Annotated in this window: 14 protein-coding genes; 7 read left to right on the forward strand and 7 right to left on the reverse strand. The window is 39.6% G+C overall.

Features of this window, described 5'->3' with window-relative positions; all coding sequences use genetic code 11:
• Window positions 1-5: 5 nt before the first annotated feature.
• Window positions 6-614, reverse strand: coding sequence for a TetR/AcrR family transcriptional regulator (locus BN6556_RS01035; RefSeq protein WP_066186047.1), 609 nt, complete (start codon window positions 612-614; stop codon window positions 6-8).
• 158 nt (window positions 615-772) lie between these two features.
• Here BN6556_RS01035 and BN6556_RS01040 point away from each other — a divergent pair, with 158 nt between their 5' ends.
• Window positions 773-1,645 carry an SDR family oxidoreductase gene (locus BN6556_RS01040; protein WP_066186049.1) on the forward strand — a complete coding sequence of 291 codons (873 nt, stop codon included), beginning with the start codon at window positions 773-775 and terminating at the stop codon, window positions 1,643-1,645.
• Window positions 1,646-2,137: 492 nt separating this feature from the next.
• Here BN6556_RS01040 and BN6556_RS01045 read toward each other — a convergent pair whose 3' ends face one another.
• Window positions 2,138-2,830 carry a hypothetical protein gene (locus tag BN6556_RS01045; RefSeq protein ID WP_066186052.1) on the reverse strand — a complete coding sequence of 231 codons (693 nt, stop codon included), beginning with the start codon at window positions 2,828-2,830 and terminating at the stop codon, window positions 2,138-2,140.
• A gap of 177 nt (window positions 2,831-3,007) precedes the next feature.
• On the opposite strand from BN6556_RS01045, the gene BN6556_RS01050 reads away from it, so the two are divergent.
• Window positions 3,008-3,532, forward strand: a complete 525-nt coding sequence (locus tag BN6556_RS01050) for a GNAT family N-acetyltransferase (protein ID WP_066186054.1) — start codon at window positions 3,008-3,010, stop codon at window positions 3,530-3,532.
• Window positions 3,533-3,575: 43 nt separating this feature from the next.
• Here BN6556_RS01050 and BN6556_RS22430 read toward each other — a convergent pair whose 3' ends face one another.
• Window positions 3,576-4,037, reverse strand: a complete 462-nt coding sequence (locus tag BN6556_RS22430) for a hypothetical protein (RefSeq protein ID WP_066186057.1) — start codon at window positions 4,035-4,037, stop codon at window positions 3,576-3,578.
• Between the two features lie 201 nt (window positions 4,038-4,238).
• Window positions 4,239-6,140: an endonuclease MutS2 gene (locus BN6556_RS01060; RefSeq protein WP_066186060.1), complete on the reverse strand. Its 1,902-nt coding sequence runs from the start codon at window positions 6,138-6,140 to the stop codon at window positions 4,239-4,241.
• 731 nt (window positions 6,141-6,871) lie between these two features.
• Here BN6556_RS01060 and BN6556_RS01065 point away from each other — a divergent pair.
• Together BN6556_RS01065 and BN6556_RS01070 are read left to right on the forward strand one after the other, a co-directional pair.
• Window positions 6,872-7,507, forward strand: coding sequence for a DUF3990 domain-containing protein (locus BN6556_RS01065; RefSeq protein ID WP_066186062.1), 636 nt, complete (start codon window positions 6,872-6,874; stop codon window positions 7,505-7,507).
• Window positions 7,508-7,512: 5 nt separating this feature from the next.
• Window positions 7,513-7,746, forward strand: a complete 234-nt coding sequence (locus tag BN6556_RS01070; protein WP_066186064.1) for a hypothetical protein — start codon at window positions 7,513-7,515, stop codon at window positions 7,744-7,746.
• Window positions 7,747-8,320: 574 nt separating this feature from the next.
• Here BN6556_RS01070 and BN6556_RS01075 read toward each other — a convergent pair.
• On the reverse strand, window positions 8,321-10,240 hold the full coding sequence (locus tag BN6556_RS01075; protein ID WP_066186067.1) for a right-handed parallel beta-helix repeat-containing protein: 1,920 nt from the start codon (window positions 10,238-10,240) through the stop codon (window positions 8,321-8,323).
• Window positions 10,241-10,357: 117 nt separating this feature from the next.
• Here BN6556_RS01075 and BN6556_RS01080 point away from each other — a divergent pair, with 117 nt between their 5' ends.
• Window positions 10,358-11,140: an AraC family transcriptional regulator gene (locus BN6556_RS01080; RefSeq protein WP_078059873.1), complete on the forward strand. Its 783-nt coding sequence runs from the start codon at window positions 10,358-10,360 to the stop codon at window positions 11,138-11,140.
• Here BN6556_RS01080 and BN6556_RS01085 read toward each other — a convergent pair.
• A complete protein-coding gene (locus tag BN6556_RS01085) occupies window positions 11,137-11,880 on the reverse strand; it encodes a polysaccharide deacetylase family protein (RefSeq protein WP_066186073.1) in 744 nt (247 codons plus the stop codon). The genes BN6556_RS01080 and BN6556_RS01085 overlap by 4 nt on opposite strands.
• A 207-nt stretch (window positions 11,881-12,087) precedes the next feature.
• On the reverse strand, window positions 12,088-12,888 hold the full coding sequence (locus BN6556_RS01090) for a hypothetical protein (RefSeq protein ID WP_161485662.1): 801 nt from the start codon (window positions 12,886-12,888) through the stop codon (window positions 12,088-12,090).
• A 101-nt stretch (window positions 12,889-12,989) separates the two neighbouring features.
• Here BN6556_RS01090 and tnpB point away from each other — a divergent pair, with 101 nt between their 5' ends.
• Together tnpB and BN6556_RS01100 are read left to right on the forward strand one after the other, a co-directional pair.
• Window positions 12,990-13,340, forward strand: coding sequence for an IS66 family insertion sequence element accessory protein TnpB (gene tnpB / locus BN6556_RS01095; RefSeq protein ID WP_205410304.1), 351 nt, complete (start codon window positions 12,990-12,992; stop codon window positions 13,338-13,340).
• 66 nt (window positions 13,341-13,406) lie between these two features.
• The coding region (locus BN6556_RS01100) for a hypothetical protein (RefSeq protein ID WP_066186077.1) at window positions 13,407-13,601 on the forward strand (195 nt) is incomplete at its 3' end.

Here is a 13,601-nt window from a genome sequence, read left to right on the forward strand (position 1 = left end):
ACCAATTAATGCTCCTCTCGGATTAGTCCTTCCACCATGACATCAATAAATGCAGCCATCGTTTCTTGATAAACATCTGTCCCAATCTCTTGTTGATGAAGCGCTAATACAAATAAAGAACGAAGCATGCCAGCTATTACCGCGGGCTCTTTATCTATCTTCCATCCCTTTTCTTCTAATGCCTTCATCAAGGGAACGATGGCAGTTGCGTCTGCTTGAAAATGTTGATCAAGCTTTTCAGGAGAAAGCTTCTTGGCCAGCCTCGCCACCGTTTGATCGAAGTACAATTCACGAATAAACGGATTGGTTTCCATCGTTTGAACCATTTGCTGCAAGATGGTCTTGATGGCTCGCTTTGGTTGACTCGCCGCAAAAATATCCACACCCATCCATTGTTCCCGCATCTCTTGTTCTTCTGACTCGAGAATGTGAAAGTACAGCTCTTCTTTCGAATCAAAAAAATGATAAAAGGTCCCCTGCGCAATGCCAGTACGCTTAGCAATTTCCCGTATACTCGTTTTTTGAAATCCGAATTGACGAAAAAGTTCTTTACCATGTGCTACAAGGGCATGTTGAATATCCTGTCTCTCCTGTTCATCAAAACCTCTGGACATACGTATTCTCCTCTTTTTTATGATCTTATGAACAAAATGTTTTTATATTCATATTCATTATATCGGATGCTGATAAAATTTCAACTGCCTACAGGAGTAAAAACAGCGTGATTGGGGTATTCCTAATTATAATCAAACGATGAGGAGGAAAAAGAATTATGGCAATGGAAAAACAGAAGGGAAAAATCACCCCGCCTGCACAAACACAAAATAAACAGCCTGGCATCGAGTCGGAAATGAAGCCGGAACCAATCTTCATCGATGATGCTTACCAAGGAAGTAATAAATTACTAGACAAGGTAGCCGTCATAACTGGTGGTGACAGCGGGATTGGTCGATCCGTCAGCGTCCATTATGCAAAAGAAGGCGCAGATATTGCGATTATCTACTTAGAAGAGCATAGCGATGCCGAAAAAACTCAGCGATTGGTAGAACAAGCGGGACGCAAGTGTATGTTAATCAATGGGGATATTGGTGATCCATCCTTTTGTGAAGCGGCAATCAAACAGGTTTTAGATCACTACGGGAAAGTCGATATCCTCGTGAACAATGCCGCCGAACAGCACCCTCAGAAGAAATTTACGGATATCACGAAAGAACAACTGGAAAAGACGTTTCAGACCAATGTATTTAGCATGTTCTATTTAACAAAAGAGGTGCTCCCCCATTTATCGGAAGGAGGCACCATTATTAACACCACTTCCGTGACTGCCTATGAAGGAAATCCAACCTTAATTGATTATTCATCCACCAAAGGGGCGATTGTCTCGTTTACACGAGCATTGTCTAATGAACTTTCGGGCAAAGGAATCCGCATAAACGCAGTGGCTCCAGGGCCGATTTGGACACCGCTTATTCCCGCTACCTTTAACAAAAAACAAGTCGATGATTTTGGTGGGGATACGCCAATGAAACGGCCTGGACAGCCTAGCGAACTGGGTCCAGCCTATGTTTACTTGGCCAGTCAAGACAGCAGCTATATGTCCGGCCAGACGTTACACATTAATGGTGGAAAAGTGGTGAATGGCTAAATCTATTGGAACGGTGTGCTCTTTTGATCGATGGGCATATCGTTTTTTTCATCATGGTCATCATTATTTAATCTCCATTCCTTGCTTGATTACCTTTTTCCTCTCTTTATTGGAGACGGGCTGATAGGTTACGTAATCCCAATTCGCTCTTTTGAACTACCCCCACTTCATTTTCTAATGAAAATTTGAAGTGGGAGATTCCTGCGAACACCGGTGCATCCACCAGTTTTTAAGCAGGCTAACCCCGTCATCCCAACGGTTCGTGCTTTATATCTTGTACGCCCGACTCGCCACACGTCCTACTTTAGCTTGATTTTCGCAACTTCGGGTCGTGTGGGGCAACTGAACGTTGAAGATTTTACGTTGCAGACGATTTTCCTGCAACAACCTCCTATCTTCAGTTTTCAAAGAGCAACTTACAATCATATCATAGAACAAATGTTCGCTTTTTTCAACTATTTAGGATACTACCGACATTCATCTCCCACCTACTCATTGGGCTATGCCCTTCACATTCCTTGAGGTGGGAGTCTTCTGTCGGAGTTTGATAAAAAAGTATCGGTGTAAAAATTTCGCCCCGATATACATCATCAAGACGGTGAATGAATAAACAAGAACTAATCCCAATACATGTTTTAATACCACTGTATCACTCACACTTTGTGCTATGATATACCCCATGGCTGGCGCGACATCCAATAGCCCATAATATTTGCTTTGGTTGCTCGCTTTCCTTTCTTTCATAGGATCACCGCTGTATTTATCGAATTGGTATTTTACCATAATATAGCCTAGCAAGAGAATACTTATATGGATCAAAATATAATAAATAACCGAGGTGATATGTAAGTTATAATAGGACATGCCTTGTACCATGATCCATAAAGAAATAGCACCAAGTAATCCCCATACCCCTAAAAACAAAACCGTCTCTAACTGGGTAGAATAGGGATTCTTGATGACCAGCCTCGCTCCCCATAAATGGAGAATCACAATAAAGGGCAGGACCATCCATAAGAACTCCATTTTATAGATACTTAACAATCCCAAGATTAATGCCAAATCATATATACAAAACATCATGGTAACAATACCAAACTTCACTTGGTCAACCTCAACAAATGACAAGTGGAATTTGATATGTTGCGCTAATTTTTGATGCCTTGTTTCCGGGTCTATTTTCATTCTACCACCTCTATATTACTGCTGTTTTCTTTTATATCATAATGAAAAATCATTTGCTAAACAACCAAACGATAAATAGCATACCTGTCATTATCTTACCAATCATTTACCCTTGACTAAAGTTAGTTGGTTATGCTTTAATAAAACACATTTAACCGGAGATAGGAGATGAGGAAAATGTATCAGTTAGTCAAACCTTCGTTAGCCTATGTCGAGCAAATTGCTGCCTATAAAGAAAGCTTTCAACAGCATAATGAAAAAATGCATGGCTCTAACTTTCTTTCAAAGGCTGATTCCATTGAACAATGGATCAAGGACGTGGATATCTTTTGGGATAAAGCAACCGTACCTGAAGGGTTAGCACCGTGTGGGACTTGGATTCTCATTCGAGAAAGTGATCAACAGTTATTAGGGATTTCCAATCTTCGCTTCGAGTTAAGTACCGTTTTTTTGCAACAATATGCTGGACATATCGGTTATTCGATTAAACCAACGGAAAGAGGACAGGGATATGGTACTAAAATACTGGAGCTAACACTAAAAGAAGCTCAGAAAAAAGCAATAGCTGAGGTGCTTCTGATCTGCGGTGATGATAATATTTCCTCTGCCAAAGTAATTGAAGCTAATAACGGAAAACTTGAAAAGAAGGTATGGGATGAGGTAGATGAGGAATGGATAAGAAGGTATTGGATTGCCCTTTGATAGATAATCTGTCAAAGGGGCACCTTCTCCATATAACCAACGTTCAAAGCAACCTGTCTTTTTGCTTTGCGCTAGCTTCCATACTTGCTCCAATGGCCACTCCCATCGCCACCCCAATTGGTATTCCAATTGCCAGATTATCGTACACTGCACCGAATGAAACGCCTAATGCGATTCCGATACTCATGTAAACGCCAGTGTAATATCCTTTCGTTACTAGTTGATGCCGCTTCATCAAATGAGAGGTGATCTTGTTCACTTTTTGCTTATGTATTTTGATATCTTCTTCTGTCAGTTGATCTATTCGTTCATTCAATAGCGTCAGGTGGTCACTTAGCTCGTCTACATATTGATAACATTGCTCACACTCTGCCGAAAAGGAGTCCAGTCGATGAATCACACGTACACACTTATCCAATTCTAATTTCGTCACCAAATTCTCATCAGCTGCAGATCGGATATTTTCCAGAATGGCCATAAGCTCTTGCCCCCGCTGATTCTCCATCACACAACCCCCTTGGTTTATATAGAGCGTTATCTCCACCTTTTCCTATATATTCTATTCCCACTTCATCTCGGTCTAAACCAACCATTTTTGAGATGACGACCGTTTTTACGGCTTCCCCTCGAATTTTGGTCGTCATTCCAAACCATAATTTGCTTTACCGGGCTAGCTATTAATAACTAACAGCTAACCCTGGTGAATTTACTTGCGATGTTTCCGGATTTCTTTCTCTACCTTACGCAATGCCTTTTTCGAACCCCGTTCTAAATCACGTTGCATTTTGCGCGTGGAATAATCGGTAAACAAGGCATCCAAATCATAGCCGGCTGGATATAAGTCCTCAGCCTTTAATTCAAGTGCTAGCCTTTTTACATTTACCTCGATCCATTCCCTTTGATAGAGAACAACAACATTTTGAAATTGGTCCATGCCTTGGTAGACAATCCCGACATCATCATATTCAAGCAACCGGACTCGGTCACCTTTGGCATAATCTGCATAAACTTTGGACTGTTGTTTTACTTGCTTAGGCTTTCTCCGCTTATCTTCGCTTATCTTATCTAACGAATAGCCCTTACCATCGATATACTGTTGCGCCTTTTGCAATACCTGCTCTTCAATATCCATCTTTCTAGCAATCCAAAGGGCATTACTCTCTCCTGATTTCCCCTGAATCAATTGGTACAATGGCTCTAATGTCTCACTGTTAAAACGCATGGCGGCATTCATAAAATCTGGATGTCTTTCGGAAAAACGCTTAATCTCGCCATAATGAGTAGTGGCCACTGTTATACAACCTTGCTGGTAGACAGATTCTAAAATAGCTATGGCCAAGGCGGCACCTTCATTTGGCTCCGTTCCACTGCCAATTTCATCAAATAGTAATAAGCTATGATTGTTAGCCTCTTTGAGAATACTAGAAATCTGATACATATGTGAAGAAAAAGTACTTAAAGCATTCTCCATGCTTTGGTTATCACCGATATCGACAAAAATTTGCTCGAATAAAGAAATCTCTGTTCCTTTGGCAGCACTAATATGCAATCCTGACATGACAGCTAGTGTTAAAAGCCCAATCGTCTTTAACACAACTGTCTTTCCTCCCGCATTAGGGCCTGTAATAATCAGACTGCGAAAATCTTTTCCAATCTCACAATCGAGCGGCACGACTTCTCCGGGTAATAGCGGATGTTTTCCGCCTACAATTTGAACGTAGCCATGATCATTCAATGCAGGTTCGATGCCATCTATCTGTTTACTAAATTTTGCTTTGGCAAAAACCAGATCATATTGACCAATCAACTCCATATTAATTTTGATTTCTTGGATATGTTCTAAAATCAGCCCCGTTAGTCCAGCCAAAATTTGATATTCCTCCATCGATTCCTCCACCTTTAATGTGGCAAATGTCGCATTCAACTTTGCGACGGCTGTTGGCTCGATAAAAACAGTGGAACCTTTGGCAGATACATCCACAATCGCACCCTCCACTCGCTGCTTATAAGCTGCTTTAATAGGTACGGTATAACGGTCGTCCTTCTTACTGATAAACGCCTCTTGAATGTACTGTTTATTCGAGCTATTTCTTAAAAATTTATTTAAACGCTCTTCAATTTTCTGTTCGGTAGTAGCGATACTGCTACGAATTCGTTTGAGCTCTTTACTAGCTGATGATTGAATTCGATTCCCCTTAACCGTATATTGAATCTCCTCTTCCACACTGCTGAACTCTGTCATCGACTGGGCATAAGACGATAAAACCGGTGCAAGATATTCCTTATCCAGCATATAGGTTTTTATTTTTCTACAGCCTCTTAGGAAATCTGATATTTCAATAAGCTGCGATGGGTCTAGCATTTCTCCCTTTTCTAAGCTTTGTACGATTGGCTGGATATGAGCAACCCCTTGAAATGGCACGCGGCTATTGGTATTCAGTATCGTTACCGCTTCAGTGGTTTCATGTAAGCGATGGCTGACAATGTTCATCTTAGCGCTTGGTGTTAGCTTATCGATCAACTGTCTCCCTAAACCGCTAACGCAGAATGATTTGACTCTATCTTTTAACTCGTTATATTGCAATTTTTCAAATGTGGTTGGATTCATATTCGATTCTCCTCATGTATGATTTTACGTTCATAGATGAAGATACCTACTCGTTAGATTTCAATAGGACCATGTTGACCGACAAAGCGTAGAACGCTCAGAACCAAAAATAGCTATCTTCGACAAACAGCGTTATTATTTTCTAACCATAAAAAAACCACGGGGATACCGTAGCTCGCTGGCATGAAGTGAAAGGATAGACTCATCCCTTTCATCTGTTCATTACGAATGCTTTTGTAGGTATCTTCATAATAGGGCGAAATAAATAACCACAACAAAATCAAGAACCGCTATTTGCGTATTCCCTATTTGTTCCAGTATTCATTTCATGTTTTATTTTTCCTATTTAGAAGCTACCGCACTCACAAAATGCACCTCATTTTTTATTTGTCGATGATTCATTGAAAACTAACGTGTGGACATTATTATATGATAATGTGCTGGGAAAGTAAAGCTATGGAGTCTTAAGCACCTTTGAATGGTGAATAAATAAAAAGATAAAGTGAAATGGACATCAATGAGAGTCTTTCATGACCATTGATGTGGTAGCGAAATTTATCAGTGTTCGTTCTTCCCATTTTAACTCCTTCTAATTCTCTCCAATGGCAAACAACATCATTCATTTTATTTTTATAAGTTTATATACCTAGTCTTTTTCGCTTTATTATATTACTTTTTATTGTAAATATGATAAAATAGAATTATGAAAATCGATAAAAATGGAGAAGATAATGTCCTACCAATTTAACCCACCAAATAAAGTTTATCATGCAACTCTCTTTAAGCATTTTGAATCAATCCAAAACAATGTATTAATTGAGAATTTAGAGATAACATATAACGCAGATTTTGGAAGAGGATTCTACACTACTACGAATAAAATACAAGCCGTGCAAAGAGCGAGAGATATCCAAAAGAAGTTTACCAAACCAGGAGAAAAAGTGACCAAACAAAATCGTGGAATCATAATTTCCTTTGATTTGAATCAGGATCTATTGTATACTTTAGGAAAGTATAGATATAAAGTATTTGATTCAATTAATGAAGATTGGGCACGTTTTATTGTAAAAAACAGACTATGGAACAGTAAAGTTGGTCTTTCGCATTCATATTATTGGACTTATGGGGGAATGGCAGATGGAAGTTCCCTTATGAGATTGTGTAAAATGTATTACGAAGGAAGATTAAACTTAAACGATCTTCTATATGGTTTTGACGAAGATGGAGAATATCAAAACGGAATTCAACCATTTAGAAATAATTATAACCAATTAGTTTTCCACAAAGAACATTTTGCAAACCAAGTATTGTTAAATCCTCAATATGATCTTTATAGAGAAAGAAATGTTATTAAACAGAAAGGATGATAACTGTGAAAAGACTAAGTAAAGCTGACCAGTGGTTAGTGGAAGAGATTATGACAAATTTAGTAAAAAATTATGATATTACAGCCGAAAAGGCCGAGAAGATTATGAAAAATTCCAGTTTTTATCCTTTACTTTTGGACAGTCCTGAATTTGTGCATCATGAAGACCCCATGTCTTGGGTTGATACTATTGCCGAACAAAACGATTTACCCACACTAAGCCAACTGACTTATCATTAATTTTTTAGTTTTCGCTCTCACAATGATGAAATGATTATAAATAACGGAATACGAGTAACTTCACGTAGATCACTAAAGTCTCTTCATCCATACGGAGAGACTTTTTATTATACTTAAAATTCCTGTAGTATATAGCTTTTTGGTCCTTATAGATATTTATGTATTCTGAAGCTTGCAACAGGATATTTTTCTGTTCACCCTTTTCTTACTACAAAAACTCTCCTTAAATAAACTGGTTACTTAAGGGGATGTTATTAGTAAATGATCACGAAAAATCTTTACTACTTTGAGATACACACCATAATTCATATAACTATCTAAGATATCCCCTTGTTAGCGAGTATATATTCCAGGGATTCGGCAAGGGCCGCCGACTAAAACCACAACATACTGTACGTCGAAAGTTCAAGCCAGAGACCACTTGTCCATCAGATTGACTTCTGCATTTCCCACAGGACGTTGACAACCTTAGCAAAAGTTTTCCTATTTTGTCAACGGAGAATTCGAGGCGTCATTTTTGAAAACCCTCTATTATTATGAGAAAGCTCGGACCCATCGGGCACATCTTCTTATATCACCCCCAGATTTTCAGCTTATTCTCACCTGCCTGCAAAGCTTGCAACGGACCACAGACCTTTGTGATAGCTTCCCCAGTCAGGTCGGTATCGACAGTCAGGGCGCTACCATCTGGATTCTCGAATTCTGCATCGACTAGACGTACACGCCCTAAGGTTTCGCTGGAATGTATTTGCGGGGTTTTTTGCGCAAATTCTTCAGGTAGTGTAATCGTCACATATACCCCATCTGCTTCCCGACTCACCGTAAGTTGCGGATCATATGTCATCACCAGAGCATCCTGTTCTTTGGCAAAGGCAGTCGCTTGATTCCAATAGATGTTATTTTCAATGTAGACAGGGTCTTTTACTTGCAAAAATTTATCCACATCGGTTGGAGCGTCCTCCTGTATTTCAGTAATGTAATCCTCCAAGCTAGTGTGGTGACCGTCATAACTGCTGGTGCCACAATATTCTGCCTCGGCTCTCCCGATAAACATATTATTATAGTAACGATCATCACCACCGTATACTACTGCATACCCTTTGACTTTCGTGCTGTGTTCTAGATGATATGGTGTTGCCCGATCGCGCACATCCCAATGATCAATATTACCAGCAATCAAATTATTGATGTACGCACCACCTTGTGCAAGATTTCGCAAAGCAAAACGGGAAGCAAAGATATTATTTTCTACTAAGTAAGGACCATGCGATACCTCTACAAAGAAGTCCAAGCCATTGTCATAGAAGATGTTTTGACGAATACGAGTACCTTGAGTCTGCCAGTCCAGCCATGTTCCACACGAACAGTCATGGATATGATTGTGACGAATCTCTACATCAATAGCAGCATGCAATTTTATCCCAGCGATTTCCCAGCCACGAAACTCCCTTTTCATCGACATATCATGGATATGATTATCGTATATTTTGGAGAAAACACAGCCAAGATGACCAACAATCCCATTCTGTCCACAGTCATAGATATGATTACGACGAACGATATGACTGCCAATTCGCTCCTTACTCCATCCCTGATCTTCTGCTGTAAAAACAGACTCCAACTGATAAGTATAGCCAGGCTTATCCAATCGATGACCATAATAATTGTCACCAGATTCAGCAACTTTCCCTAGACTGATCGCAGAACACTTGGCGTTATGAATAACATTGTCTTCTATAATCCAGCCCTTACTCCAGCGAGGACCTATCATGCCTGGCTGGTCACCAGTTGGTGGTGCCCACGGGCAAGCAGCATGACAAATTTCGAAACCGCGTAGAATAATATAATCTCGGCCATTTGTTTCTGGATAAAAACAAGCCGGTCTAACATTGATTTCAATTAATTCCTCGTTTGGATCATATTCTTGGAAATTAGCAAAAATCGTGGTATGTGTTTCGTCTACTTCAGCAAACCACGTATATTGCATACGTTCCGGATAACGCTCCTCTACATCGACAAATACAAAAAATTCCTCGACCGTATCCCGGCTTTCTGGTGTCTCCACCTTTTCCCGAGATGTCGTTTCATACATCGCTTGACCATTCAAGTACACTTCTCCCAGATGCACATCGCGATCTTTAGCCGAGGACAGCCAGTCACCCCAGACTAATTGATCAAACGGATTAAACTCCCCGAACCATGCATTAGGAATTTCTTTTTTCCATGTTGTCCCGGTTACCTTTTCCCAAGCAGTCACGGCTTCCGAACCTTTGATGACAGCCTTTTCACCTGGTGCGGTCTGATAAGTGATTGGCCGCCTTTCACTTAAACCTCCATGACGTGGTCGCACCCACTCTCGATATTCTCCTTCATGGACAATAATCGTATCGCCAACCTGAGCAACCTCTGCCGCTTGCTGAATCTCTAAAAAGGGTTGTTCTGTCGTTCCTGAGTTAGAGATTGAGCCATTTTTCGCTACATGATATTCTGTCATTATCCCTTCACCTCTTCTACTAAATTATTCTTTCATCTCTTTTTATTGTAGACTGAAACCGTTATAATAGATAGAGGAAGAATCGTCTTCAAATAGACAAAATTCGTCTTGGAGGTTATGATGTATTTTTTTCAAAACTATGGATCCGAAAAAGAAACCTTGTTTCATGTCATTCAAATCAAAGGAGAAAGTTTCCCTTCTCATTTCCATCGTGCCTATGAAGTATTATTAGTTTTGGAAGGAAACTTACAGGTGACCATTGACGGGGAAAGCCATCCATTAAAAAAAGGAGAAGCTGCTTTTATTTTCAGTAATCAAATACATAGTTTTCAGGCCGAGCCCAATACCCAGATAGGTGTTTTAATCGCTGCACCAGAGGTGATTCCCGATTTTCATCAGACTTATCAACAGCAAAGGCCGGCCTCTAATATTATTCAAGATGTTGGTGGAACATCTTGGTTCAGTCTGACAATGGGAGTGTATCGTGTCAAAGCATTGTTATATACGCTGTGCGATCTCTTAGTGCAACAGACGTCGTTTAAACCGATTGCGGATTCTGAAAAAAGCGAGCTGCTGCACCAAATGATTAGCTGGATGATGTCCCATTACCAACGTCATTGTACACTAAAGCAATTGGCAGCTGAACTCGCTTATGATTACAAATATCTATCCAAGGTTTTTAAACAAGGAACCGGGATGGGTTTCAACGAATATGTCAATACGTTGCGAATCCTTAAAGCACAGGAGTTGCTGGCTGATACAGATCTGTCTGTCCAAACCATCGCCCATCAATGCGGTTATGAATCGATTCGCAGTTTTCATCGAAATTACCAGCAGATCACTGGAACCTTTCCAAGTGAAATGCGAAGTAGTTTAAAAACTAAGGACTTTCTCCATTAATCAACCATCTCCTTGAATTCCTCCAATGGCAAAAAATGTGGAACAACATAGCGATTCAACAATAAAGGATCGGTATGTTGATCGTTCTTGTGCTCTTCACAGGTGAAGGCTAACTGAAAACCCTTTGTTCGAAGCAGGGATACATTGCGATCAATGAAAAGACCGAATGGATAAGCAAAGACGTCCTGTTCTGCTACAAAAGAATTACATAAATCTAGATCATCTGCAAATTGTTGATCTGTAACTTCCATGATCATACTGGTCGATTCGTTTGTTCGTTGATGGTACTTATCTGTATGATTGGCATATTCAAAGACATCTTCCATTTCTTTCAAATCGCTTTTAGTTAAACAAACGGACTTGTCTATATCGAATGGCTTCGTTTGATCATGAAGCCAGCCCGTTACGACAAATGCAACGGCATGGAATCCATACTTTTTTAGAATGGGATAGGCATACTCTTTGATCGATTGAAAGCAGTCATCAAATGTAAGCAGTATGGATTTTTCTGGTAATGGGTTTTGTTGATAATAAAATGCCTTTATTTCTTGTAAAGTCAGGGTATGAAAATGGTTTTCCTTCAAATATTCCATTTCTTCTTCCAATTGCTCTAGCGTGACAAATAAAGCAGACGGCAAGAGATCAGCGTAATCTTGCCTAACATCAATAGGTGATGGATATTCTGGATTAAAGTCTGCTGCTTTACGAATTTCATGGTAGAGTACGGTTGAAAATGTCATTGGTGTTCCTCCTGTGGTGGATGTTTTATTAATTGATATGGTGATGTATAATGGAACATGGTTTGTACTATCCCGTGCTTAGATTATTAGAATCCTTTTCAATTGCTTAAAAAATGTAAACCAAGCCATTACAAGAAAATAGAATAACGGATTACATATCAAGTATAAACGGTTTCTAGCTGTATTTCCAGACTTGTTGCTACCTTTTCAGATCATAAACCTCTCCAATAACGCTCGATTGTTCAGAAGTGCCCGACATAAATGATTCGTATATATTTCGCGTGCATCGACAAGCAATATATTGAATAACGTATTGCTCAAATCGGTCTGGTTGATATTATCGTTATAGTAGTCCCAGTAGTCCTTACGTATTAGAAAATAACGATTCAAGGAAATTAACCACTTGATCCTATCGTATTCTGAACATTCATTAAATTGGTCAAATGTATCCTTGTTATTTTCCCTTATTTCGATGGTAGTATCTTTTAATTTCTGTAACCTTTTCTCTACATTCGGATGAAGGCTGTCCCCTTCTTTCCAGAAGGCCAAATAATCGATATTACTAAAGGTATATTCAGGGATAACTTGTTCTCCTGCACCTTTAATTAGTAAGTCTCTTAGGAATTCTTGAACATAATCTTGTTCTGTCTTCTCTTTCTGCTCTGCCTCTTTCGGTGGTGTTAAATCAATCCTTGCTCCCAGTTTGTTCTCCAGAATAGCAGCCACTTCTTCGGTGGAATGATTAGGTCTCAAATCGTCCCAAGGCTCTTCTCGATCTTGTTGGTCATTCCAATTCAATGATAAGGTAACTTCTGCAAAATCTTGCGCATCATATTGGCATCCGTTCTGATCGAGCACGCAAATATCACAAGCCTTCTCTACAGAAAAACCCAAATTGAAAAAACGTTCTAATGAGTAACCAAATCCAATCTCTACAGGTCTGTCTTTTCTAAAATCATCTATACAGTCTGCCATGATCACTTCATCGCTGAATTGTTCTTTTAACATTTCTAAACTATAACGTAAGCGATCAATAACCAAGTATCTATAAATGCAGCATCACCTCCTGTACACTTATGGTAAGACAAAGATACAGGAGGTTTTTCTATTTGATTGTTAATTTAAAGCAAGCGAAAGGGTTTTATATTGTATGTGGAAAAACAGACATGCGGTATGGGATTGATTCGTTGGCTTATACGGTGCAATCCCAATTCCACTTAGATCCTTTTCAAGAAGCGTTGTTTTTCTTTTGTGGAAACAAGCAGGATCGCTTCAAGATGCTGCATTGGGATGGAGAAGGTTTCTGGCTGTTATATAAACGGTTTGAAAATGGGCAATTAAAATGGCCTCGAACGACCAAAGAAGCCCGGGAACTGACCAGTCAACAAGTGGATTGGCTACTCCGTGGTTTTTCGATTGATCCACCGATACAAATCGCTTCTTCTCGCGCCTTTTATTAAATAAAGAGTGCTTTTATATCCCTTTTATGGTATAATATAGTTAGAAAATAAAAGGGAGAAACGCGTATGAGTCCCGAGGAGACATTACTAAAAATCAACGAAGCACAAGTGAAACAAATTGAACAATTAACAGCTCAGCTCGCTCAACAAGCGAATGAGCTGACATTGTTGCGGGAACAAGTCGCTTACCTCACCCAAAAAATCTTCGGTAAATCCAAAGAAACACTACCTCCTGATCATCAACTCACCTTCTTTGATGCA

The sequence above is a fragment of the Gracilibacillus timonensis genome (genome assembly GCF_900086715.1).
Lineage (GTDB): Bacteria > Bacillota > Bacilli > Bacillales > Amphibacillaceae > Gracilibacillus > Gracilibacillus timonensis.

What these genes read in the sequence shown, in the direction of transcription:
- BN6556_RS01080 (WP_078059873.1), top strand. Translation starts at nt 10,358, where the DNA reads ATGATGTATTTTTTTCAAAACTATGGATCCGAAAAAGAAACCTTGTTT.
- BN6556_RS01035 (WP_066186047.1), bottom strand. Translation starts at nt 614, where the DNA reads ATGTCCAGAGGTTTTGATGAACAGGAGAGACAGGATATTCAACATGCC.
- BN6556_RS22430 (WP_066186057.1), bottom strand. Translation starts at nt 4,037, where the DNA reads ATGGAGAATCAGCGGGGGCAAGAGCTTATGGCCATTCTGGAAAATATC.
- BN6556_RS01050 (WP_066186054.1), top strand. Translation starts at nt 3,008, where the DNA reads ATGTATCAGTTAGTCAAACCTTCGTTAGCCTATGTCGAGCAAATTGCT.
- BN6556_RS01085 (WP_066186073.1), bottom strand. Translation starts at nt 11,880, where the DNA reads ATGACATTTTCAACCGTACTCTACCATGAAATTCGTAAAGCAGCAGAC.
- BN6556_RS01090 (WP_161485662.1), bottom strand. Translation starts at nt 12,888, where the DNA reads ATGTTAAAAGAACAATTCAGCGATGAAGTGATCATGGCAGACTGTATA.
- BN6556_RS01040 (WP_066186049.1), top strand. Translation starts at nt 773, where the DNA reads ATGGCAATGGAAAAACAGAAGGGAAAAATCACCCCGCCTGCACAAACA.
- BN6556_RS01060 (WP_066186060.1), bottom strand. Translation starts at nt 6,140, where the DNA reads ATGAATCCAACCACATTTGAAAAATTGCAATATAACGAGTTAAAAGAT.
- BN6556_RS01065 (WP_066186062.1), top strand. Translation starts at nt 6,872, where the DNA reads ATGTCCTACCAATTTAACCCACCAAATAAAGTTTATCATGCAACTCTC.
- BN6556_RS01045 (WP_066186052.1), bottom strand. Translation starts at nt 2,830, where the DNA reads ATGAAAATAGACCCGGAAACAAGGCATCAAAAATTAGCGCAACATATC.
- BN6556_RS01075 (WP_066186067.1), bottom strand. Translation starts at nt 10,240, where the DNA reads ATGACAGAATATCATGTAGCGAAAAATGGCTCAATCTCTAACTCAGGA.